This window comes from Pseudomonas sp. WJP1 (genome assembly GCF_028471945.1).
In the GTDB taxonomy this organism is placed as follows: Bacteria; Pseudomonadota; Gammaproteobacteria; order Pseudomonadales; family Pseudomonadaceae; genus Aquipseudomonas.
In genome coordinates this window covers 3362761-3386191 of record NZ_CP110128.1, presented here as the reverse complement: position 1 = coordinate 3386191, position 23431 = coordinate 3362761, and the positions used below count along the sequence as shown (strand labels likewise).

The following is a 23431-nucleotide window of genomic DNA, read 5'->3' as shown; positions in this document are numbered from 1 at the left end:
AGCAAGCATGAGCGCACTCACCGACCTCAACGCCCTGCAAGCCAGCATCGCCGAAGCCGTGCTCGGCCAGGACCAGGTGATCCGGCAGATCCTCGTCGGCCTGCTGGCTAACGGGCACTTGTTGCTGGAAAGCCTGCCGGGGCTGGCCAAGACCCGCACCGTCAAGGCGCTGGCCAAGCACCTGGACGCGAAGATGAGCCGTATCCAGTTCACCCCCGACCTGCTGCCATCCGACATCACCGGCGCTGAGGTGCTGCACCAGGTCGAGGGTAAAAACGAGATCCGCTTCCAGCCGGGCCCGCTGTTCGGCAACCTGATCCTGGCCGACGAAATCAACCGTGCGCCGGCCAAGGTCCAGGCCGCGCTGCTCGAAGCCATGGAAGAACGGCAGATCACCGTGGCCGGCAACAGCCATGCGCTGCCGGAGCTGTTCATCGTGGTTGCGACCCAGAACCCGATCGAACAGGAAGGCACCTACCCGCTGCCGGAAGCGCAGATGGACCGCTTCCTGATGAAGGTGCTGCTCGACTATCCGAGTGCGGAAAACGAGAGCCAGGTGCTGCGCCTGCTGCGCGAAGAAGAACAGGCCCTTGGCGCCAAGACCGCCGCGGTGCAAGGCTTCGCCCTGGCCCAGGACGTGATCTTCGCCGCACGCCGGGAAGTCAGTGCGGTGCACGTGTCCCCGGCCATCGACCGCTACCTGATCGACCTGATCAACGCCACGCGTCACCCCGCCGACTACGATGCCGACCTCGGTCGCTGGATCGCCATCGGTGCCAGCCCGCGCGGCGGCATCGGCCTGGACCGCTGTGCCCGCGCCGATGCGTGGTTGCAGGCCCAGGACTTCGTTTCGCCGGACAACGTGCGCGCCGTGGTGCACCCGGTGCTGCGTCATCGCCTGCAATTGAGCTACGACGCAGTGGCGGACGGCGTGACGGCCGACCAGGTACTCGACCGTTTGCTCGACAAGGTTGCGATCCCGGCATGAACATCGATGGCCTGGTCTACGTCTCTCTGGCGCAATTGATGGCCCTGGAGTTCAAGGCCCGTGACCTGAGTTTTCTCGCGCGTCAGCCACAAGGCAGCATTCTGGCCGGCAACCATGCCTCGCGCCTGCGTGGCCGTGGCTTGAACTTCGATGAACTGCGCCGCTATCAGCCGGGAGACGATTTGCGCCACCTCGACTGGCGTGCGTCGCTGCGCACCGGCAAACCGGTGGTGCGCACCTTCACCGAAGAGCGCGATCGCCCGGCGCTGATCCTGGTCGACCAGCGCATGAGCATGTTTTTCGGCTCGCAACGCAGCTTCAAATCTGCCATCGCCGCCGAACTCGGCGCTTTGGCGGCGTGGATGGTGTTCAACGCGGGGGATCGGGTTGGCGGCCTGGTGTTCAACGATCAGCGTATCGACGCGATAGCCCCGCTGCGCAGTCGCAAGCGGATCGAAGCCTTGTGCAGCCGTATCGCCCAGCAGAATCAGGAACTGAACGCGGCCAACCCGGACGCCGAAGGCGAAGACCAGCTCGACAAGGTCTTGCAGCAGTGCCTGGCGCTGGCCGGACACGATCATTTGATCTGCATCGTCAGCGACTTTGCCGGTGCCGGCGAGCGCACCTTGCAGCTGATGCGCCAACTGTCGGCGCACAACGATGTGATTGCCATGCAGGTCTACGACCCCTTGGCGTTGAACCTGCCGAAAAATGGCCGCCTGTTGGTCACCCAAGGCCAGCTGCAGGTTGAACTGGCGGTGGAGCGGCGTCAGGTGCATCAGCCGTTGGGCGACTTTCTAAGTGGCCGGCTCAAGGACGTGGCCACGTTGCTGCGGCGCAGCCAGGTGCCGTTGATGATGTTCAGCACCGCCACCGAAGCGCACGAACAACTGCGGGCCGAGCTGGGCAAGCAAGCGGGAGCGCGGCGATGAACCCGAATGTCCCGAGTATTGAGCAACTCAAGGAGATCGCCCTGCCAGCGCCGGTCAGCTACGCGCCGCAGACCTGGGGATGGTGGGTGTTGCTCGCAGTGTTTGTCGTCGCGGTTGTACTGCTGGGTGCGCGGCGTTATTGGCAATGGCGACGGGACCGTTATCGGCGGGAGGCGTTGCTGCGATTGGCGCAGCTGCAAAAGCGCAGCGATGACCTGAATGCGTTGCGTGAGCTCCCAGAGCTGCTCAAGCGTGTGGCCATCTCCATGCCCAACACAAAACCTGTAGGAGCGAGCCTGCTCGCGATGGGGCCCTCACATTCAAAATCCTTGCCGACTGATCCAACGCTATCGCGAGCAGGCTCACTCCCACAGGTGACCGCGCTAGGCGGGAAGGATTGGCAGGCCTTTCTGCAGCGCCACAGCAAAGAGCCCCTGCCCGCCAACTTCAGCCAAGAACTGTCGCAACTCGCCTACGCCCCTGATGCAGTGCTGCGCGCCATGCCGAACGAGCAACGCCAGCAATTGTTCGACACCTGCAAACTTTGGGTGGAGCGTCATCATGTGGCAGCTTGATTACCCCTGGCTGTTACTTCTGCTGCCGTTGCCGTGGCTGGGTTATCGCTACCTGCCCGATTACCGTGAAGCGCGCAGCGCCGTGCGCGTGCCGTTTTTCAGTGCCATGAGCCGCGCAGTCGGCCAGGTGCCGAGCCAGGCCGGTACGCGCACCAACTCCTGGCAATTGCTGCTGAACCTGCTGGTGTGGGCACTGTTGCTGCTGGCGGCGGCCCGGCCGGTGTACGTGGAAAAGCCCATCGAGCGCCAGCAACCGGTGCGCGACCTGATGCTGGCCATTGACATCTCCCAGTCCATGGAAACCACCGACTTCACTGACGCCAATGGCCAGAAGATCAATCGCCTGGCAGCGGTCAAGGAAGTAGTGCATGGCTTTATCGACAAGCGTAAAGAGGATCGCCTCGGCCTCATCGTGTTCGGCAGTGGCGCGTACCCCCAGGCGCCCTTGACCCTCGATCATGCCAGCCTGTCGTTGTTGCTGGACGACACCGGCATCGGCATGGCCGGCCCCAACACGGCGATCGGTGATGCCATTGGCTTGAGCCTGAAACTGCTCGATCAGGCCCATGAGCAGGAAAAAGTCGTGATCCTGCTCACCGACGGCAACGACACCAGCAGTGCGATCACCCCGGACCACGCGGCGCAAATGGCCGCGGCCAAAGGCGTGGTGATTCACACCATCGGCATTGGCGATCCTGACGCCTCCGGTGAGGCCAAGGTCAACTTGCAGGGCCTGCAGCAGATCGCCACGGCGACAGGCGGCAAGTTCTTCCGCGCCGAAGACCGCAACGCGCTGGATCAGGTCTACAGCACCCTCGACACACTCACCCCGCATCAAGTGAAAACCCTCAGCCACCAACCCAAGCGAGACCTGTTCTGGTGGCCGCTCGGGGCGGCGATCGCCCTGCTTGCGCTCTACCACCTGTGCGCCATGCTACTGCCGCGCTTGTCCATCGCTCGTCAGCGCCAGGAGGCTTGAGATGGAGATCAACCTCAGCGACTTCCATTTCCTGCGCCCACTGTGGCTGTTGCTGCTACCGTTTGCTGCCCTGCTGCCGCTGCTGTGGCGTCGTAGCCGCAACTTGCAGCGGCGTTTGCGCAGCAACATCGCCGGGCACTTGCTGCCGCACTTGCTGATTACCCCCCGGGACCGGCAATGGTTACGCCCGGTGCACCTGGTCTGCGTGCTGTTGATGCTGGGGGCGGTTGCCGCCGCCGGGCCGACCTGGGAACAGGATCGTCCGGACTTCCTGGAAAACCGGGCGCCGCTGATCATCGCCATTGACCTGTCGCCGTCGATGGACGCCAGCGACGTTCAACCCAGTCGGCTGGAAGCGGCCAAGCACAAGCTGCACGACCTGATCCAGCGTCGTGCCGGCGTGCGCAATGCGCTGATCGCCTACGCTGGCAGCGCACACCTGGTATTGCCCCCGACTGACGATCCGGCCCTGCTCGACAGCTTCATTCAGGCCCTGGGCACCGAGCTGATCGGCAAACCGGGGAAAAATGTCGGGGCGGTGATCGATCAGGCCAAGCGCCTGCTGGCCGCGGAAAAATCCCCGGGCACCCTGCTGCTGATCACGGACGGTGCCGACACCTCGGCGCTGGCCGGCCTCGATAAACAACTGGATGGCAGCGACCTGCAAGTTCTGATCCTCGCAGTCGGCAGTGAGGACGGTGGGATCATTCGCGACGCCAATGGCCAGCCGCGCACCGACAGCAATGGCCGGCCGGCACTGGGCAGTTTTGATCAGGCCGCACTCAAGCAACTCGCGTCAGCCACAGATGCGCCGCTAGGCAGCCTGACGCTCAATGACGACGACCTGGATTGGGTGGAACTGCACGCCCAACAGCATTTCCAGAGCGCCAGTGATGAGCAGCATGAGCTGCACTGGAAGGACGCCGGCTACTGGCTGTGCTGGCCGCTGTTGCTGATCGCGTTTTTCAGTGTGCGCAAGGGCTGGAGCCTGAACTGGATGGCCGGTTTTGTGCTGGCTGCCGGCCTTGTCGTGCAGCCGGCCCCAGCACAAGCCAATGCGCTGACCGATGCCTTTTTCACCCCGGACCAGCAAGGTCGCTGGGCCTTCGAACATGAACATTTCCCGCAGGCCGCCGCGCACTTTGTCGACCCGTACTGGAAAGGCATCGCCGCCTACAACGCCGCGGATTTCGACCTGGCCCTGGCCAGTTTCGCGCGGCTGCAAACGCCCCAGGCGTATTTTTACCTGGGCAATATTTACGTGCGCCGCTTCAAGTTCGACGAAGCCATCGCGGCCTACACCCAGGCGCTGAAGCTGCAGCCGCAATTCCCTGAGGCCACGGCCAACCTGGCGCTGGCCATCGCCTTGCAGAAAGACACCGAAAGCGCCGAACAGAATGCCCCCGAGGTCAAACCGGACGACATCAAGATGGACAAGGCACCGGGCAAGGGCCAGAGCAAAGCGCTGCAAACCGAACAGGCGGCTTCGGATGCGCAGTGGTTGCAGAACCTGACGACATCGCCGGCGAAGTTCCTGAAGCAGAAGTTCAGCTTGCAGGATCAGGCAGGGGGCAAGCCATGATCAGCTCATCCCCTGTAGGAGCGCGGCTTGCCCGCGAACACGTCAGAACATTCACCACAAAGCTCGGCGCGCTGCTCCTTTGCATTACCAGCACCACCACCCTCGCCGCCGAACCCGAACTGCGCGTCCAGGCCAGCCTGCAACCCGCCGACACCGCCATGGTCGGCAGCCTCATCGAACTGCGCCTGGATGTGCTCACCGACACCTGGTTCACCAGCGCCCCCACCCTGCCCGACCTGAAATTGCCCGGCGCCCTGGTGCTGCCGTCCGATGGCCACGCCGAACACCTGAACCAGACGCTCGACGGCAAATCCTTCAACGGCATGCGCTACAGCTACTTGATCACGCCAAACGTCGCCCAGGCTTTCGATATTGCGCCGCTGACGGTACGGGCAACCCCGGGCCAGGCCACCCTCGAGCTCAGCGCGCAAAGCCAAGCGCTGCACTTCACGGCGACACAACCGCCGGGGTTCAAGCCCGGCGAGCCGGTACTGGTCGCCCAGGGGCTGCGTTTCACTCAGGACATCATCAAGCCGGCCACTGCGTTGCAAGTCGGCGATAGCCTCACCCGCCAATTGACCCTGCAAGCCGACGGCGCCCTGGGCATGTCGTTGCCGACGCCGGCGCTAGGGGATATCAGTGGTCTGAGTCGTTATCCGAAAAACCCGCAGATCAACAATCTGGACGACGGCCGCGGCAACTTCACCGGTGGCCAACGCATCGACAGCGTGACTTACCGCATCGACACGCAAGGCCAGCACAGCTTGCCGGCCATCGAGCTGAAATGGTGGGACACCGGCAGCCAGCAGACCCGCACTGCCCAGGTCCCCGCGGTGAGCTTCGACGCCGTTGCCAACAGCGCCTACAAACCGGTGTTCTCGATCACCGAAGACCTGAAAAAGCTCGGTCAGCAAAACCGCCTGCACCTCTCCGGTTTCGCCTTTGGCCTGCTGGCGCTGCTGTTGGGCGTGGCGCTGCTGGTGTGGTTGGCGCGCCCGTTCATTCATCGTGCGCACCTCGCCTGGCAGGCCCGGCGCAGTGCCCGTCACGCAGCCTGGCTGGAATCGTCCGAGTACGCCTGGCGCCAGATCCCGCCACAGCTGGAGGGCCAACCTGCGCAGCTGAGCGCCCTGTACCTGTGGACCCGGCGCCGGCGCAAGGGCCTGAAACTCACCGCCTTCGGCCCGCGCCTGCAAGCGTTCCTGCGTGCGTGCTACGGCCGGCAGCCGACCAAAGATCAAGCCCTGCTCCAACTCAAGCAATCCTTGACTACGCTGCATAGTCAGTCCGAACACAACGAAGAATCAGTCGCTAGCGCACTACGACCACTCAACCCCGTTCACGAGAAGGATTTCCCATGACGAACCCGATAGCGCACCGCCAGTTCCACGGGTTAAAGCTGCTGCTGGCACTGGCCTTGAGCCTGCCATTGCTGGTGCAGGCCGCCGAACCACTGCCGTCGTGGAATGACGGTCCGTCGAAAAAGAACATCATCGAGTTCGTCCAGGCGGTGACCGATCAAAACAGCAAGGACTTCGTCAAACCCGAGGACCGTATCGCCGTGTTCGATAACGACGGCACCTTGTGGAGCGAGCAGCCGATGTATTTCGAGTTGCTGTTCGCCCTGGAAGAGGTCAAGCGCACCGCGGCGCAGCATCCGGAATGGAAGACCACCCAGCCATTCCAGGCCGTGCTGGAAAACGATCACCAGGCCCTGGCCGCCAGCGGTCTTGACGGCATGATGAAAATCTTCGGTGCCACCCACACCGGCATGACCACCGAAGCCTTCGACGATTACGCCAAGACCTGGTTGAGCCAGGCCCGCCACCCGAAAACCGGCAAGCCGTACACCGAAATGATCTTCCAGCCGATGCTGGAAATGCTCGACTACCTGCGCCGCCAGGACTTCAAGACCTACATCGTTTCTGGTGGCGACACCGGCTTCATGCGCGCCTTCGCCGAAAAGGTCTACGGCATCCCGCCCGAGCAGGTGATCGGCACCACATTCGTCACCACGTTTGAATACAAGGATGGCAAGGCGTCGATCCTGCGTACCCCGAAACTGGCCCACAACGATGACGGGCCGGGCAAGCCGGTGAGCATCGACGCCGTGATCGGGCGCCGACCGATCCTGGCATTCGGCAACTCCGACGGCGACCTGCAAATGCTGCAGTGGACTGCGGCCGGGACAGGCAAGCGTTTCATGGGGCTGGTTCATCACACCGACGCCAAGCGTGAATGGGCCTATGACCGCCAGTCGCAGATCGGCCGTCTGGACAAGGCCCTGGACGAAGCAAAAACCCGTGGCTGGACCGTTGTGGACATGGCCGCCGAGTGGCGCCGGATCTATCCGTTCGATGCCGCCACACCTGAGCAAGTGCAATAAAAAAGCGTGACGCAGGACCGCAATGAACGTTTGTCGCACCCGAGCGACTCAAGCAAAAGGAGCAAGTCATATGACTGGCATACGCAAGTGGTTACCGAAGGCGGCCTTGCTGGCGGCTTCGGTGATGGCGTTCTCGGCGACAGCCGGGGCCGCGGATAAGCCCAATATTCTCGTGATCTTCGGCGATGACATCGGCCAGACCAATATCAGCGCCTACTCCATGGGTGTGGTCGGCTACAAGACGCCGAACATCGATCGCATCGCCAAGGAAGGCATGATGTTCACCGATTATTACGCGGAGAACAGTTGCACGGCCGGGCGCTCGACCTTCATTACCGGCCAGTCCGCACTGCGCACCGGCCTGTCCAAAGTGGGCATGCCGGGCGTGCCGGTGGGTTTGCAGGCCAGGGACGTGACCATTGCCCAGGCGCTCAAGGCCAAGGGTTACGCAACGGGTCAGTTCGGCAAGAACCATTTGGGGGACAAGGACGAGTACCTGCCCACCAACCATGGCTTTGACGAGTTCTTCGGCAACCTCTACCACCTCAACGCTGAAGAGGAGCCGGAACGCCCCTACTGGCCCAAGGACGATGCCGAGTTCGTCAAGGCAGCCTCTCCGCGCGGCGTGATCCACAGCTTCGCCGATGGCAAGATCGAAGACACCGGCGCGCTGACCAAAAAACGCATGGAAACCATCGACGACGAAACCACCGCCGCCGCCCAGGCGTTCATCGAGAAACAGGCCAAGGCGGACAAACCGTTCTTCGTCTGGATGAACACCACCCGCATGCATGCCTTCACTCACGTGCGCGAATCCATGCAGGGCCAGAGCGGCATGCCCGGTAACGAGTATGCCGACGGTATGCTCGAACACGATGGCGACGTCGGCAAGTTGCTGAAGACGCTGGATGACCTGAAGATCACCGATAACACTATCGTGGTCTACACCACCGACAACGGCCCGAACCAATGGTCCTGGCCGGATGCGGCAACCACCCCGTTCCGCAACGAGAAAAACTCCAACTGGGAAGGTGCCTATCGGGTTCCGGCGATGATTCGCTGGCCGGGCCACGTCAAGCCTGGCGAAGTGTCGACCCAGATGTTCTCCGGACTGGACTGGTTCCCGACCTTGCTGGCGGCTGTCGGCGATACCGATATCAAGGACCGCCTGCTCAAGGGCGCCGACCTGGGCGGGAAGAACTTCAAGGTGCACCTGGACGGTTACAACCAGTTGGATTACCTGACCGGCAAGGCCGACAAGAGTGCGCGTAACGAGTTCTTCTACTTCAACGATGATGGCGTGCTGGTGAGCATGCGTTACAACGACTGGAAGTTCGTTTTCTGCGAGCAACGTGCGCCGGGGGGCTTCAAGGTCTGGAGCGAACCGTTCACCTGCCTGCGCGTGCCGAAGATTTTCAACTTGCGCATGGACCCCTACGAGCGTGCCGATGTGGTATCTGACCAATACTATGACTGGCTTGCGAAGAACGACTATCTGATATTCCAGGGTATCTCGAAATCAGCAGCCTTCCTGCAAACCTTTGTCGATTACCCGCCTAGCCAACGCCCGGCGAGCTTCAGTATCGACCAGGTACAAGAAGAAGTTGACAAGAAAATCGCAGAAAAAATGAAAGCCGGTGCCAAGTAAGACCGCTTGACCGCCGCTCGCCTTCATTGGCGAGCGGCTCTATTTTAGACTTGGGACCGCGTCGTCCCCATCGCGAGCAAGCTCGCTCCCACAGGGATTTTGGTTGCACCGAAGATCTACTGTGGGAGCGGGCTTGCCCGCGATGAGGGTGGCGCAGTCGCAGATGCTTTTGAACTGGAACAAGGCAATCCGCAATGTCCTCACGTGTCGCCAGCAAGTCGTCGGCCATACCTGCCCCCCACGTCGCCTCCCCGGCGCTGTTGATCCCCGCCCTGTTGTTGTTCGTCTCCGGCGCCGCCGCGCTGGTGTATCAGGTGCTGTGGATCAAGCAGCTGTCGCTGGTGGTGGGCGTCGAGGTGTACGCCATTACCACCGGGATCAGCGCATTTTTCGCCGGCCTGGCCCTGGGTGGCTTGCTGTTCGGCCGCTGGGCGGACCGCTTGCAGCAACCGGTCCTGTTGTACGCCGGGCTGGAAGTGCTGGTGGCGGTGCTGGGTGTCGGCGCGACCTTCGCCATGAGCCTGGCGGCCAGTCCGTTTGCCTGGCTGGAGCAGCAGGTGGGCCTGTTGGCCTGGGTGTTGCCGTTTGCGCTGGTGGGCCTTCCGGCGTTGCTCATGGGTGGCACGCTGCCGGTGCTGGTGCGCTCCCTGGCCGCCGATCCGCAGCAATTGGGCAAGGCCGGTGGTCACCTGTACGCGGCCAACACTGCGGGCGCCATTGCCGGCACTCTGCTCGCCGCGTTCGTCCTGATCGCCACCCTCGGCGTGCGCGGCAGTGCCCTGGCCGCCGCGATGCTCAATCTGCTGGCCGCCGCCGGTGCCCTGTGGTTCCAGCGCCAGCGTGTCCTGGCCGTTGAAACCCCGGTCCACCACCACGCCGACAAAGCGTCGGATCGCCTGGCCCTGTGGTTGTATTCGATTGCCGGCGGCGTGGCCCTGGGTTACGAAGTGGTCTGGTCGCAGTCCATCGTGCAGTTCATGAGTACCCGCACCTACGCCTTTGCCGTGGTGTTGGCGACGTACCTCACCGGGCTGTTCCTCGGCAGCGTCCTGCTCGCCCGTCGGGTGGATCGCCTGCGCGATCCCTGGGGTGTGTTCGGCCTGCTGATCGCCGGTGCCGGCTTGATCGCATTGCTGGAAATTGCCCTGCTGGGGCGTTGGCTGGTGCTCGCGCAAAGCGCGGCCGAAGCCTGGGTGCTGTCATTGGGCGCCAGTGAATTGCTCGGCATGAGCACACGCTTCGCCGTGGCGGCGCTGAGCATTGTGTTCGTGCCGACGGTGCTGCTCGGCGCGGCGTTTCCCGTGGCCCTGCGCTTGAGCGTCGGGCGCGACCATGTAGGGCGCAATGTCGGTGAGGTGGTGGCGTTCAATACCCTGGGCGGTATCGTCGGGGTGATGCTCTGCGGCTTTGTGCTGATCCCGCTGCTGGGCCTGGTTCGAACCCTGGGACTGCTAGCGATCATCGCCGCGGGGATTGGCTACTGTGCCGTGCGCAAGGGCCACGGCGTGAAGAAGGGACGGCGTCAGGGTGTAATTGCGCTCGGCCTGGTCTCGGTGGCGCTGGCGCTGCTGACCCCGGTGGACAAACTGGCCAGCCTGCTGCCCGGCGCGCGCAACGGCACCTTGGCGTTCTACGATGAAGGTCGCGGCGGCACCGTCGCCGTGGTCACCCAGGGCAAGGGCCAGAGGGCGTTCCAGCGCTTGTATATCCAGGGTGTCTCCAACACCGGCGACGCCATGCCTTCGCTGCGCTACATGCGCATCCAGGCGCTGCTGCCCCTGTTGATCCACAACGGCGAACCCCGCTCGGCACTGGTGATCGGTTTCGGCACGGGCATCACTGCCGGCGCCATGACGCGCTATCCGGGCCTGGAGCAGCGTGTTGTCGCTGAACTGCTGCCGTCGGTGGTCAAGGCCGCGCCGCTGTTCAAGGGCAACTTCAATGCCGCCGCCGACCCGGGTGTCGATGTGCGCCTGCGCGACGGTCGCCAGGAACTGCTGCGCAACCCGCAGCGCTACGACTTGATCACCCTCGAACCGCCACCGCCCTCCGCTGCCGGCGTGGTCAATCTGTATTCCCGGGATTTCTATCAATTGGCTGCCAGCCGCTTGCACAAGCAGGGCCTGGTCGCGCAATGGTTGCCGCTGCCGACGCAGAACATCGACGACTCGCGCTCGCTGGTGCGCAGTTTCCTTGATGTCTTCCCCTACGCCACGCTGTGGACCAGCGAGTTCCACGAGATGCTGCTGGTGGGGTCGCTTGCGCCGATCGAGCTGGATGCCGCCAAAATCACTCAACGTTTCCAGCAGGACAGTGTGCGCAGCACCCTGCAAGACGTCGGTATCGGCTCGGCCGCCGCCCTGCTCGCGACCTGGGTCACCGATCGCGCCGGCCTGGAACGTTTCGCTGCTGATGCACCGGCCGTGACGGATGATCAACCGCGCATCGAATACGCGCCATGGGTTCGCGCCAAGGAAATCAGCCGCGTGTTGCCGGCCTTGCTGGACTTGCACCAACCGCCGGTACTGGTGAACGCCGATCAGGGGTTTACCGAGCGAATGAACACCCATCGGCAACGCCTGATGCAGTTCTACCGGGCGAGCCTGCACGCCTATGACGGTGACCGGGATGCCTGGGCCAGGGATGTGCGCGAGGTGATGCGCGGGGATGGGGGGAATCCATACTTTCGGTGGTTTGTCGGGGAGTAAATCGGCGCCTGTCAGACCGCTATCGCGAGCAGGCTCACTCCCACATGGAATGCGTTTTCCTGTAGGAGTGAGCCTGCTCGCGATGGGGCCATCAGCTTCACCACAACCATCATTTGACAGAAACCGGCCATCCGGCAAAGCTGCATCGAGCATGAACGCGCGCCTGACGGTAAACGCACCTGGACTACGGAAGTCGTAATGCCGAAACATAAAAATAAAGCAGTAGAGCCAAACCCTGATTCGCAACCGACCCTGATCCATCGATACCTGTTCCCCGTCACCATCGGCGCCTTGTTGCTGGCGGTCGCGGGCATCGGCTGGTTCCTGCTCAGCAGCCAACCGGCTCCGGTGAGCTACGCGCCGGTCAACACACCCGTCGCGCAACCCGCAAAAGTGCAACCGCAACCCGTCGCCGTGGCGCCGGCGACCATGGTCGACGAACAGCAATGCCAAGGCTGCCACAGTGCACAGGTCAAGGACTGGCAAGGTTCCCATCACCAATTGGCGATGCAGGAAGCCAACGCCCAGACCATGCTCGGCGACTTCAACAACGTCACTTTCAAGGGCGAAAACGAAACCACCCGGTTCTCGCGCAAGGACGACGGCTTCTGGGTCAACACCCCTGGCATCGACGGCAAGAACGCCGACTTCAAGGTCGCCTACGCCTTTGGCATCGCACCCTTGCAGCAATACCTGATCGAGGTCGGCGAAGGTCGCTTGCAAGCCCTCGGCATCGCCTGGGATACCGAGAAGCAGCGCTGGTTTCATCTCTATCCAGGCCAGGGTGTGACCTTCAAGGACCCGCTGCACTGGAGCAAGCCGAGCCAGAACGCCAATTTCATGTGCGTCGAGTGCCACACCACAGGCTACAAGCGCAATTTCGATGCCGCGAAAAACACCTTCGACAGCCAGTGGAACAGCCTCGGCGTCGGCTGCCAGGCCTGCCACGGCCCGGCCTCCAATCACCTGCAATGGACGACGAAAAAAGGCGATCTGCTCCACTCGGGTTTTGCCGTCGACCTCAAGGACAAAAACGCCACCGTCGAGATCGAAACCTGTGCCCGCTGCCACTCCCGTCGTGCACCACTGGGCGACGGCTTCACCGTGGGCAAGCGCCTGATGGACGATTACCTTCCAAGCGCCCTGACCCGCGAGCTGTATGCGTTGGACGGTAAGATCAAGGATGAAGTGTTCGAACACGGTTCGTTCGCCCAGAGCAAAATGTTCGACAAGGGCGTGCGCTGCAGCAACTGCCACAACCCCCACAGCACCGAGTTGAAGGCGCCGGGCAATGGCGTATGCCTGCAATGCCACAACACCGCTGGCAAGACCTCCATCGAAGGCGTCGACGGCAAGGGCCTGCAAGCGAAAAACTACGATTCCAACGAACACACCCGCCACACCATGGGCCAGCCGGGGTCGCAGTGCATCGATTGCCACATGCCCGGCAAGTTCTATATGGGCAATGACTTTCGGCATGACCACAGTTTCAGCATTCCCAACCCCGAGCGGGCGAAAAAGCTCGGCACGCCGGACGCCTGCCTGAGCTGTCACCAGGGCAAGGCCGGCGACAAGGTCACCGAGCAGTTCAAGCTCTGGAACACCTCCACCGCCGCCCAGGCCCCGCGTTACGACGAAAGCTTGTGGCTGATCCGCAACGGCCAGCCTGGCGCCGCGCAAGCCCTGTACGAGCAACTGCAGCGCAGCAACCTGCCGGCGATTCAACGGGCGACCCTGCTTGCCGAATTGCCGCTGTACCCCAGCGAGCAGGGGCTGAAACTGGCCACCCGGGACTTGAGCAACCCGGCACCGCAAGTGCGTGAAAGCGCCGTGCGGGCGATCAGCGCGTTCCTGCCGCCGCCGGAGCGTGCGCCGCTGTTGACGCCGTTGCTGAGCGACCCGGTCAAGGCTGTACGCATTGCCGCGGCCCGGGATTTGCTCAGCGTGGCGCGCAATGGCCTGGGTGCGGCCCAGGACGACTGGAACGCGGCCATCGCCGAGTACGAGACCGTGCAGAAGAGCCTGGCCGAACGCGCCGAAGCCAACCTCAACCTGGCCATGCTGTATCAGGCCAGCGGCCGCAGCGGCGAGGTCGAAGGATTGTTGCGCACATCGCTCCAGCGCGACCCGGACTTCTACCCGGCGCTGGTGACCCTGGTGCAATGGCTGGAAGCCAACGGTCGCAGTCAGGAAGCTCATGCGCTGCTGGCGCAAAGCCTGAAGGAACACCCCGACGCCGCACTGCTGCAACACACCCAGGGCTTGTCGCTGGTGCGTGCTGGCAAACCCGATCAGGCCATGCCCTTCCTGCGCAAAGCCGCGCAACTGGAACCGCAGAGCCCGCAATACGGCTATGTGCTGGCCGTGGCCCTGCATGACAGTGGCAAGGTCGATGCCGCGTGCGAGGAGCTGGAAAGGCTGTTGAAAGTGCAGCCAGCCAACCGCAATGCGCGGCTGTCGCTGATCCAGTACTACCTGGACAACGGCCAGGAACCTAAGGCCCAGGTGCTGTTGCAGGGCTGGAAGAAAATGAACATGGGGGATCCGGCGTTGAAATGATCGGGGGTTGATCCAAAAGCCCGCTCCTGTAGGAGCGAGGCTTGCCCGCGAAGGCGTCAGCCCTGCCACTGAATGACTTGAGTCAACGCCGCCGAAACAACGGCCGCGGCTCAATCACCGAGCGCCCATACGACACGCTCATCCCCGCCAGCCCCTTGAGCGCGTCCTCGGCCGATTTGTCTTCACGCACCGCAAAGCTGTCGAAACCACACTGACGCATATGACTGAGCTGATCGCGCAACACATCACCCACCGCACGCAACTCCCCGCGCCAGCCCAATCGGGTGCGCAGCAAATAGGCTTGGCTATAGGCCCGGCCATCGCGAAAACTCGGAAAATCCAGGGCGATCAACGGCAACTGGCCAAACCACTGTTCAAGCCCCTCCACCTCATCGTCCGGCCCCAGCCACACGGCGTGTTCCCGTGGACTTTCCATCCAGCGCGCCAACGGCAAGATCACTTTGCCCGTGGGCAAGGGCTGCTCCAGATCGCGGATAAGCGCCCACGGATCATCCAGGGCAATCCGCGCCCCGCCCTCCTCCAGACGCAACAGATTGTTCATGCCGACACCTCCAGCACTTTCGGATAAACCGCCTCCTTGAACGGCTCCAGGCCGATGCGCTGCAAGGTGTCGACAAACAATTCTTCACTTTCGCGGTATCGCACGAAGGTGTCGACGATCTGCTCGACCACCCCAGGCACCTGCGCGGCGCTGAACGACGGGCCGATGACCTTGCCCAACGCGCTGTGCTTGCCCTGGGCGCCACCGAGGGTGATCTGGTACCACTCGCTGCCATTCTTATCGACTCCAAGAATGCCGATGTTGCCGATGTGGTGGTGACCGCAGGCGTTCATGCAGCCGGAGATGTTGAGGCTGATGTCGCCCAGGTCATGCAGGTAATCAAGGTCTTCGAAGCGCGCTTGAATGGCTTGGGCGATGGGGATCGACTTGGCGTTGGCTAGTGCACAGAAGTCCCCACCGGGGCAGGCGATGATGTCCGTGAGCAAGCCGGCGTTGGCGCTGCCGAGGTTATGCTCGCAAGCCAGGCGCCAGAGCGTGAACAAGTCAGCTTTTGGCACGTCCGGCAATACGATGTTTTGCTCGTGGGCGATGCGGATCTCGCCAAAACCGAAATGCTCTGACCACTGCGCCACCGCCTCCATTTGCATGGCTGTGACATCCCCCGGCGGCGCGCTGCTGCCCGGTTTGGTCGACAGCACCACGCTGGCATAACCCGCTACCTTGTGTGCCTGGACATTGCGCTGCACCCAGCGGGCGAATGCCGGGGTCTGGGCCAGATGCGTGCCGAAATCAAGGCTGGTGTCCGCCTGCTCGCGATATTGCGGCGCAACGAAGGCACCGGCCACACGCTCGAACTCCTCAAGGGTCAGTTGCGCCGGGCCATCCTTGATGTGCGTCCACTCCTCCTCGACTTCCCTGGCGAACGCTTCGATGCCCAGGGCTTTCACCAGAATCTTGATCCGCGCCTTGTACTTGTTGTCCCGCCGGCCATGACGGTTGTACACCCGCAACACCGCCTCGACGTAGGACAACAGGTGCTGCCACGGCAAGTCCTGGCGAATCTGCAAGCCGAGGATCGGCGTGCGCCCAAGGCCACCGCCGACGATCACCCGCAGCAGCATTTGCCCGTCGTCGCCCGGGTAAAGATAGAGCCCGATGTCATGCATCATGATTGCCGCGCGGTCCTGCTCGGCCGAGCAAATGGCGATCTTGAACTTGCGCGGCAGGTAGAGGAATTCCGGATTGATGGTCGACCATTGCCGCAGGATTTCCGCCAGCGGGCGCGGGTCGATCATTTCGTCGGCCGCGACCCCGGCAAAGGCTTCGGTGGTGATGTTGCGCACGCAATTGCCGGAAGTCTGGATGGCGTGCATGTTGACCTGAGCCAGGCGTTCGAGAATGTCCGGTACCTCGGCCAGTTCGATCCAGTTGAACTGCATGTTCTGCCGCGTGGTGAAGTGGCCATAGCCGCGATCGTAATCCCGGGCGATGCTCGCCAGGGTGCGCATCTGCCGGGCGCTCAGGGTGCCGTAGGGAATAGCGACGCGCAGCATGTACGCATGTTTTTGCATGTACAGGCCGTTTTGCAGGCGTAACGGCAGGAACTCTTCCTCGCTCAGTGCTCCCGTCATGAAGCGTTCTACCTGATCGCGAAACTGCGCAACCCGCTCGAACACCAGTGCCCGGTCATAGTCGTCGTACTGATACATCCAAATACCTCATCAGGTTGAGCGTCCCCCCTGTAGGAGCGAGCCTGCTCGCGAAAAACCTGAGGGCGCCACGGGGTGTCAGGCTTCACTCGTTATCGTTCACGTCCATCGCGAGCATGCTCGCTCCTACAGGAGGGCGGTTTGAGGTAGTGACTATGGACCGACGCTGATCTGCATTACAGATTCAGCTGGCTTTGAAAAACCCGTATCAGAAGAAATCCAGCAGGGCTTAGGCCGCTTTGAATCTGATCCGCATAAATCAATTTTTCCTGAGTCTGTTTTGAATTTGCCGATGTTTTTACAGTTGCCCGACTTTGCAACCGTGGAAGCATTGATCATGAGCACAACAACAACCGGACAGGCCTACAACTACAAGGTCGTGCGCCAATTCATCGTGGCGACCGTGATCTGGGGCGTCGTGGGGATGGCGATGGGCGTGTGGATCGCCTCGCAGCTGGTGTGGCCGCAGTTGAACCTGGACCTGCCGTGGACCACGTTCGGGCGCTTGCGCCCGCTGCACACCAGCCTGGTGATTTTCGGGTTCGCCGGCAGCGCGCAATTCGCCGCCAGCTACTATGCGGTGCAGCGCACCTGCCAGGTGCGGCTGTTCTCGGACAAACTCGCCGCCTTCACGTTCTGGGGCTGGCAATCGGTCATCGTGGTGATGCTCATCACGTTGCCGCTGGGCTACACCACCACCAAGGAATACGCCGAGATCGAGTTCTCCGGGGCGGTGTGGATGACCCTGGTCTGGGTCGCCTACGCCATCGTGTTCTTCACCACCATGGTCCAGCGCAAGACCAAACACATCTATGTCGGTAACTGGTTCTTCGGCGCGTTCATCGTGGTGATCGCGATGCTGCACGTGGTCAATCACCTGGCGATTCCGGTGGATTGGTTCAAGTCCTATCCGGTGTATTCGGGGGCTACCGACGCCATGGTGCAGTGGTGGTACGGGCACAACGCCGTGGGCTTTTTCCTGACCACCGGATTCCTCGGGATGATGTACTACTTCGTGCCCAAGCAAGCGGGCCGGCCGGTATATTCCTATCGCTTGTCGATCGTGCACTTCTGGGCGCTGATCACCCTTTACATCTGGGCCGGCCCCCACCACTTGCACTACACCGCCTTGCCCGACTGGGCGCAATCGCTGGGTATGGCCATGTCGCTGATCCTGTTGGCGCCGAGCTGGGGCGGGATGATCAACGGCATGATGACCCTCTCGGGAGCCTGGCATAAGTTGCGCACCGACCCGATCCTGCGTTTCCTTGTGCTGTCCCTGGCCTTCTACGGCATGTCGACCTTCGAAGGGCCGATGATGGCGATCAAGACGGTCAACGCCCTCTCCCACTACACCGACTGGACCATCGGCCACGTGCACGCCGGCGCCCTCGGCTGGGTTGCGATGATCACCTTCGGCGCGACTTATCACATGGTACCGAAGGTCTTCGGTCGCGCGCAGATGCACAGCATCGGCCTGATGAACCTGCACTTCTGGCTCGCGACCATCGGCACCGTGCTGTACATCGCCTCGATGTGGGTCAACGGCATCACCCAGGGCCTGATGTGGCGCGCGATCAACGACGACGGCACGCTGACCTATTCCTTCGTCGAAGCCTTGCAGGCCAGTCATCCGGGGTTCGTGGTGCGTTTTGCCGGGGGTGTGTTGTTCCTCACTGGCATGCTGGTGATGGCTTACAACGTGTGGCGGACGGTGCGGATGTCCGACGTGGCGATGGCGGAAAGTGAGGCACAGATAGCCTGATGACTGAAATCGTACTGAATAGCCTGGGGGTGGTGTTCCTGTGGTTCGCCATCGAATACTGCCTGCGCCATCAGACTGCCGAAAGCCTGGACGATGCCAGCCTGATGCCGTTTGCCGATGACCCTGAGGTCGCACGGCGGGTCGAAGCCGCTACAGGCAAGCGCATAAATGCTGTCGCACCAGAAGAGCCCGCAAAGGGTTGGGGGAATATCGAAATTTGAGGCGATGCTTAGAGTGCCATCGCTGGCTTCCCAGCGATGGCGTCTCGGATCAAGCGCGTTCGCGCGGAATCAAGCTCTGCAACTGCTGCGCCAGAAAATCCGCGTCGAAGACAAACGTATCCGGGTCTTTAAGGCCATTGGTCTTGCGCCACTGCCAGCCATTGGACGGCGGCACGCACACCAGCGAAACACTGCCATAGCGCGCCGCGGTAAAGCCCATGACGGCCAGGGAAATCTGCCCGCCGGCACCCATCACATCCGGCACGAACTCCACCGGTTTGCCGGCGATCAGGATGCTCAGCTTTTCGGTCTTGAAGGTGGACGTTTCCACCGGAACACTTGGCCCGGACGCGACATACGTTTCGCGGCTCACCTCCAGCAGATTCGGCGCCAGGACCGGCTCCAGCCACTGCTGGATCTGATCGAACAACTCCCCGATGCGCCTGGCCCACTCGGCCGATTGCGTCTCGAACAGCTGCTTTTTGTGCGCTTCGCTTTCTGCGTAGTGACGAAGCATCTCGCCCAGTTGCCGTACGTCGTCCATTGCGGTGTTCCCTTGATTGAAGCGGTGTTGCGGACATTCAGCATGGCAGATGCGCGCCGCCCGCGTACGACTAAAAGCGCGAGCGGTATGGATCAATCGCTATTGGGCATGCGGCGCAAACGCGCCATGCTCAAGGTATCGACGTAGGCGCCATCCCGTACCGCATAGTCGCGAAACAGTCCTTCGGTCTCGAAGCCGAACTTGCGGTACAGGCCGATGGCGGCTTCGTTGTCGGCATACACGCTCAGTTCGACCCGCCGCAGGTTCATCCAGTTGTCGGCGATGTCCAGCGCCGCTGCCAGCAGTTGCGAACCCACGCCCTTGCCCTGCCAGGCTGGCGCCACGCCCATGCCAAAACTGCCGGCATGACTGCGTCGGATACGTGAAAACTGTTCAAGGCCAAGCTCGCCGACCACGACGCCCTGATGCAACGCGACCAGTTTGACCGAGCGTTCGTTGTCCGCTTCCAGGCGTTTACGCCAGACTTCGACGGACTGATATGGCATTTGCAACACTTGACGGGTGACCGCAGGGTCGTTGTACAGCGCGGTAACGCCGTCGAGGTGGGATTCGTCGAAGCGTTCGAGGGTGATGGCAGCGTCAGTGAGCGGCATGGGTGATTCATCCTTGATACAGACATGGCCGCCCACTCTACAACGCATCCATCATGGAAAAACACCCTGTAGGAGCGAGCCTGCTCGCGATGGTCGTCAACGATGACGTGGGATGCCTGACACCCCGCGGTGTTGTCTGGTTCTTCGCGAGCAGGCTCGCTCCTACAGGAACCACTCCCGCCGCTCTTCGAAGGTACTGAGAATCAACTCGACAATCATCTGTACCTGCGCATCCCCCACGGACTCGGCATTCACCGCCAGCCACACCTGGCGCTGCATCGGCGGCTGGAACAGCCCCGGCAAACCGATCAAGCCACGGTCGAAGTGGCTCATGTAGCCGGGCAACAGGCCGATGCAGGCGCTGCAACGGATCATCTCCAGCATCAGCGGATAGGAATGCGACTGCACGATCCCGGCCAGGCGCTGGTCGACCAGGTCGTTCCAGGGCCGAAAGCTGTCGATCTGCCGATCATGCTGCCACTGCACCAGCATGAAGTCGTCCAGGTCATCGAGGCTGTCGGGTCGCGAGGCGACCCGTGAATAGCGCTTGGCGATATGGGGGACGTAGTCGAGTCGCGCCAGGCATTGCGGCTCGCTGACGGCAAAACTCGGGCCCGGCTGCGGCGAGTCGGTACCCGCCAGCCAAACCACGACGTCGGCACTGACCGCCTGCAGGGACAATTCGCTGTCGAGGGTAATGATGTCCAGGCGCGCACTGGCATTGCGTCGCAACAACGCCACCAGATCACGACCGAGGATGTCGTGCAGGATCGTCTCGGCGACAGCCAGGCGCACAATGGGTTGCTCGATCACCGGCAGGTCGCGTTCATGCGCCAATGCGGTCAGCTGCTTGTGCAGTTGCAGGCCGTCACGACTGAGCACCAACCCGTTCTCGGAAGGGCTGAACAGCGAACACTGCAACTGCTTTTCCAGCTGCGCCAATTGCTTGCGCAACAGGGTTGCCTTGATGTTGAGGCGGCGGGCCGCCTGCATGAAGCAGCCGCAACGGGCGATCACGCTGAAGCACTGCGCCTGCAGCGGATCGAGCTGCGCCGCTCGGGTGCGCCAGGACGTGGTTTTTTCGAGGGCTGCGGGGTATTGCGCTACAGGCTGAGCGCCCCGGGTTTCCATGAATGACATCGATGACTCCCTGTCGATCTTTCACTGGGAGTTCCATCCTGCGCAATCTGCATGAACGACGTATGACAGCCGCTCAGGCGCTGGGCGCCTGGCGAAAACTCACGGCCAGTCGATTCCAGCTGTTGATGGTGGTGACCGCGATGGTCAGGTCCACCAGCTCACCCTCGCTGAACTGCTCCCGGGCTTGCTCGTAGACAGCGTCCGGCACATGGTCCTGCGAAAGCAGGGTCACCGCTTCGGTCCAGGCCAGGGCGGCGCGCTCGCGCGGGTTGAAGAAGTTGCTGTCGCGCCAGACCACGATGGAGTACAGGCGGCGGTCGGTCTCGCCCAGGCGCCGGGCGTCCACCGAGTGCATGTCGGTGCAGAACGCACAGCCGTTGAGCTGCGATGCGCGGATCTTGATCAGGTGCAGCAGCGCCTGCTCGATGCTCAGGCTGCTGGTCAGCGCTTCCATGGCGATCATCGCTTTCATCGCCTTGGGCGAGGCACTGTAGTAATCCAGGCGGGGGTTCATGACGCGACCTCATAGGGCGATGATGTGCCGCCAAGGTAGCCGTTGTTAATGCTGCGTTACATATCCAATTTAGCGAATTATCCGTGGACCACTTGGCCCAGACCAATTGGCGGTTTTTGCGCCACACAACTACTGCATAAACGCCAGTTGAGGTTAATCTGGCACTGCACACGCGCCTCAATTGCCATGGAGCCTTGCCGGTATGGAACTACACGTTGTCATTAACGGACGCAAGGACCTGGCGGGCCAGTTGTATACGCAACTGCGCAGCGCTATCGAATCGGGACGCCTGGCCGCCGGGACGCAACTGCCACCCAGTCGCCTGCTGGCCGAGCAACTGGGCATTTCGCGCAAGACCATCTCCGATACCTATGCCCAGCTGACCTACGAAAACTTCCTCACGGGGGTGATCGGCAAAGGCACCTACGTCAACGCCCGGGTCTCGAAAATCGAGCGCAAGCAGAGCCATTCGGAGCTCGCCGGGTGCGAGGTGATCGAATCCTGGCGCAACCTGCCGGTGTTTCTGCGTCATCCGACGCTGGAAGGCTCGCTGCGCTACGACTTCATTGGCGGCGCCACCAGCAAGGGCCAGTTTCCCCAGGACGACTGGCGGCGTTGTACGTCCCACGCCTTGCGCCAGATCGCCGGGTCCAAGGGTTTCTACAGCCTGCCCGAAGGCCTGCCGGCGCTGCGCAATGCCATCGCGCAGCACATCGCCTTTTCTCGCGGGGTCAATTGCCAGGATGAGGACGTGGTGGTGTGCAATGGTGCGCAACAGGCGCTGGATCTGATTGCCCGGGTGCTGATACGAGCGGGCAGCATCGTCGCCATGGAAGACCCCGGTTATCCCCCGGCGCGCCTGCTGTTCGGCACCCATGGCGCCACGGTGATTGGCGTGCCGGTGGACGCCGAAGGCATTGTGGTGGAAAAAATCCCCCTCGGAACGCGACTGATCTACGTCACCCCCTCGCACCAGTTCCCGCTGGGCATGCCCATGAGCCAGGAGCGCCGGGCCGCGCTGCTGGCACGCGCCCATGAACTGGGGGCGATCATTATCGAGGACGACTACGACAGCGAATTCCGCTATGAAGGCCGCCCCACGGACTCACTGCAGAGCATGGACGAGCGCGGGATCGTGGCCTATGTCGGGACCTTCTCGAAAACCCTTTTGCCAGAGCTGCGCCTGGGGTACGCGATCCTGCCGCCGGCGATTCTCGAGGCGGTGGTGCGCGCCAAACAACTCACCGACCTGCACACCTCCACCCTGCCCCAGTGGGCGCTGGCCAAATTCATCGCCGAGGGCTGCCTGCTCAAGCACATTCGTCGCTGCCATACGATCTACGCGGGCAGGCGTGAGCGGATCCTGGCGCGCATGGCCGGTGATCTCGCGCCCTGGCTTGAAGCGGTGCCGACCACGGCGGGTTTTCACATGGTGGTGCTGTGCAAGGTCGCGATCGACGTGCCTCTGGTGATCGAGCTGGCAAAAAAAGTAGAAGTCGGGCTCTATGCCATCGACAGCTTTTTCTACCAGCAAGCGCCCCAGGCGGGGTTTTTCCTCGGTTTTGGCGCCATCGAGACCCTGGACATTGACATCGCCCTGGATCGTTTCCGGGACATTTTGCAGCAGGTTGCCTAACGGATTGGTCTGCGATTTTATTCGGTGATTGGCTATTGGTGGTCCGCAGGTGCAGGCCTATCCTGCATAGGCGTTATCCCTCAATGAGGAGTGTGAGCCAATGTCCTACAAAGTGATCAATACCGTACAGGTTCAGGCCGTCGCCGGCCGCTCGGAAGAGCTGGGCAAGCAATTGCAAAAGATTGTCGACACCCTGCGCGAACTACCGGGCTGTGAATCCTATATGGTCGACCGCTGCCCTGAGGACAGTAATCGCTGGACTGTCAGCGCCCACTGGCAATCGGAATCGGCGATGCAATCGCATTTCAACAGTCCCCAGGTGCAAGGCTTCATCGACCTGATCGATTGCCAGCTGGCCAACGCCGTCGACTTCAACAGCTTTCCGATCAGATAAGACACGGTTAAAGA

Annotated in this window: 20 protein-coding genes; 14 read left to right on the top strand and 6 right to left on the bottom strand. The window is 62.2% G+C overall.

The genetic code is table 11. From position 1 onward, the window contains the following. The first annotated feature begins 7 nt into the window (after positions 1–7). From OH720_RS15295 to OH720_RS15250, 10 genes are all read left to right on the top strand, one after another. Positions 8–988, top strand: coding sequence for an AAA family ATPase (locus OH720_RS15295; protein ID WP_272606311.1), 981 nt, complete (start codon positions 8–10; stop codon positions 986–988). Next, positions 985–1920 carry a DUF58 domain-containing protein gene (locus OH720_RS15290; RefSeq protein WP_272606310.1) on the top strand — a complete coding sequence of 312 codons (936 nt, stop codon included), beginning with the start codon at positions 985–987 and terminating at the stop codon, positions 1918–1920. Before OH720_RS15295 ends, OH720_RS15290 begins: the two co-directional genes overlap by 4 nt. Then, positions 1917–2495: a DUF4381 domain-containing protein gene (locus tag OH720_RS15285; protein ID WP_272606309.1), complete on the top strand. Its 579-nt coding sequence runs from the start codon at positions 1917–1919 to the stop codon at positions 2493–2495. Before OH720_RS15290 ends, OH720_RS15285 begins: the two co-directional genes overlap by 4 nt. Continuing rightward, a complete protein-coding gene (locus tag OH720_RS15280) occupies positions 2482–3474 on the top strand; it encodes a vWA domain-containing protein (protein WP_272606308.1) in 993 nt (330 codons plus the stop codon). The genes OH720_RS15285 and OH720_RS15280 overlap by 14 nt, the downstream gene beginning before the upstream one ends. A gap of 1 nt (position 3475) precedes the next feature. After that, positions 3476–5056 carry a VWA domain-containing protein gene (locus tag OH720_RS15275; protein ID WP_272606307.1) on the top strand — a complete coding sequence of 527 codons (1581 nt, stop codon included), beginning with the start codon at positions 3476–3478 and terminating at the stop codon, positions 5054–5056. Further along, positions 5053–6417, top strand: a complete 1365-nt coding sequence (locus OH720_RS15270; RefSeq protein ID WP_272606306.1) for a hypothetical protein — start codon at positions 5053–5055, stop codon at positions 6415–6417. Before OH720_RS15275 ends, OH720_RS15270 begins: the two co-directional genes overlap by 4 nt. Continuing rightward, a complete protein-coding gene (locus OH720_RS15265) occupies positions 6414–7442 on the top strand; it encodes an HAD family hydrolase (RefSeq protein WP_272606305.1) in 1029 nt (342 codons plus the stop codon). Before OH720_RS15270 ends, OH720_RS15265 begins: the two co-directional genes overlap by 4 nt. Before the next feature lie 70 nt (positions 7443–7512). Further along, complete coding sequence (locus tag OH720_RS15260) at positions 7513–9090, top strand: arylsulfatase (protein ID WP_008055158.1); 1578 nt, start codon at positions 7513–7515, stop codon at positions 9088–9090. 194 nt (positions 9091–9284) lie between these two features. After that, the gene (locus tag OH720_RS15255) at positions 9285–11798 is read left to right on the top strand and encodes a fused MFS/spermidine synthase (protein ID WP_272606304.1); all 2514 of its coding nucleotides are present in this window, start codon (positions 9285–9287) and stop codon (positions 11796–11798) included. A gap of 198 nt (positions 11799–11996) precedes the next feature. After that, positions 11997–14357: a tetratricopeptide repeat protein gene (locus OH720_RS15250; RefSeq protein WP_272606303.1), complete on the top strand. Its 2361-nt coding sequence runs from the start codon at positions 11997–11999 to the stop codon at positions 14355–14357. A gap of 82 nt (positions 14358–14439) precedes the next feature. Here OH720_RS15250 and OH720_RS15245 read toward each other — a convergent pair whose 3' ends face one another. After that, on the bottom strand, positions 14440–14919 hold the full coding sequence (locus tag OH720_RS15245) for a DUF934 domain-containing protein (protein WP_272606302.1): 480 nt from the start codon (positions 14917–14919) through the stop codon (positions 14440–14442). Next, a complete protein-coding gene (locus OH720_RS15240; RefSeq protein WP_272606301.1) occupies positions 14916–16589 on the bottom strand; it encodes a nitrite/sulfite reductase in 1674 nt (557 codons plus the stop codon). Before OH720_RS15240 ends, OH720_RS15245 begins: the two co-directional genes overlap by 4 nt. 337 nt (positions 16590–16926) lie before the next feature. Here OH720_RS15240 and ccoN point away from each other — a divergent pair, with 337 nt between their 5' ends. After that, entirely contained in the window at positions 16927–18354 is a 1428-nt protein-coding gene (ccoN, locus tag OH720_RS15235; protein ID WP_272606300.1) for a cytochrome-c oxidase, cbb3-type subunit I, read from the top strand. Beyond that, positions 18354–18575 carry a cbb3-type cytochrome c oxidase subunit 3 gene (locus tag OH720_RS15230; protein WP_272606299.1) on the top strand — a complete coding sequence of 74 codons (222 nt, stop codon included), beginning with the start codon at positions 18354–18356 and terminating at the stop codon, positions 18573–18575. The genes ccoN and OH720_RS15230 overlap by 1 nt, the downstream gene beginning before the upstream one ends. A gap of 49 nt (positions 18576–18624) precedes the next feature. Here the strand turns inward: OH720_RS15230 and OH720_RS15225 are convergent, their stop codons facing one another. The 4 genes from OH720_RS15225 to OH720_RS15210 form a co-directional block, all read right to left on the bottom strand. Beyond that, a complete protein-coding gene (locus OH720_RS15225; protein ID WP_272606298.1) occupies positions 18625–19119 on the bottom strand; it encodes a hypothetical protein in 495 nt (164 codons plus the stop codon). 92 nt (positions 19120–19211) lie between these two features. Next, positions 19212–19733: a GNAT family N-acetyltransferase gene (locus tag OH720_RS15220; RefSeq protein ID WP_272606297.1), complete on the bottom strand. Its 522-nt coding sequence runs from the start codon at positions 19731–19733 to the stop codon at positions 19212–19214. Positions 19734–19895: 162 nt separating this feature from the next. Then, positions 19896–20873 (bottom strand): LysR family transcriptional regulator, encoded by a 978-nt coding sequence (locus tag OH720_RS15215; protein WP_272606296.1) that lies wholly within the window; start codon positions 20871–20873, stop codon positions 19896–19898. Between the two features lie 73 nt (positions 20874–20946). Then, a complete protein-coding gene (locus OH720_RS15210; RefSeq protein WP_272606295.1) occupies positions 20947–21387 on the bottom strand; it encodes a carboxymuconolactone decarboxylase family protein in 441 nt (146 codons plus the stop codon). Between the two features lie 202 nt (positions 21388–21589). Between OH720_RS15210 and pdxR the strand changes: the two genes are divergently transcribed. Together pdxR and OH720_RS15200 are read left to right on the top strand one after the other, a co-directional pair. Further along, complete coding sequence (pdxR, locus tag OH720_RS15205) at positions 21590–23023, top strand: MocR-like pyridoxine biosynthesis transcription factor PdxR (RefSeq protein ID WP_008055140.1); 1434 nt, start codon at positions 21590–21592, stop codon at positions 23021–23023. Positions 23024–23123: 100 nt separating this feature from the next. Beyond that, on the top strand, positions 23124–23417 hold the full coding sequence (locus tag OH720_RS15200) for an antibiotic biosynthesis monooxygenase family protein (RefSeq protein WP_180201869.1): 294 nt from the start codon (positions 23124–23126) through the stop codon (positions 23415–23417). Positions 23418–23431: the final 14 nt, after the last annotated feature.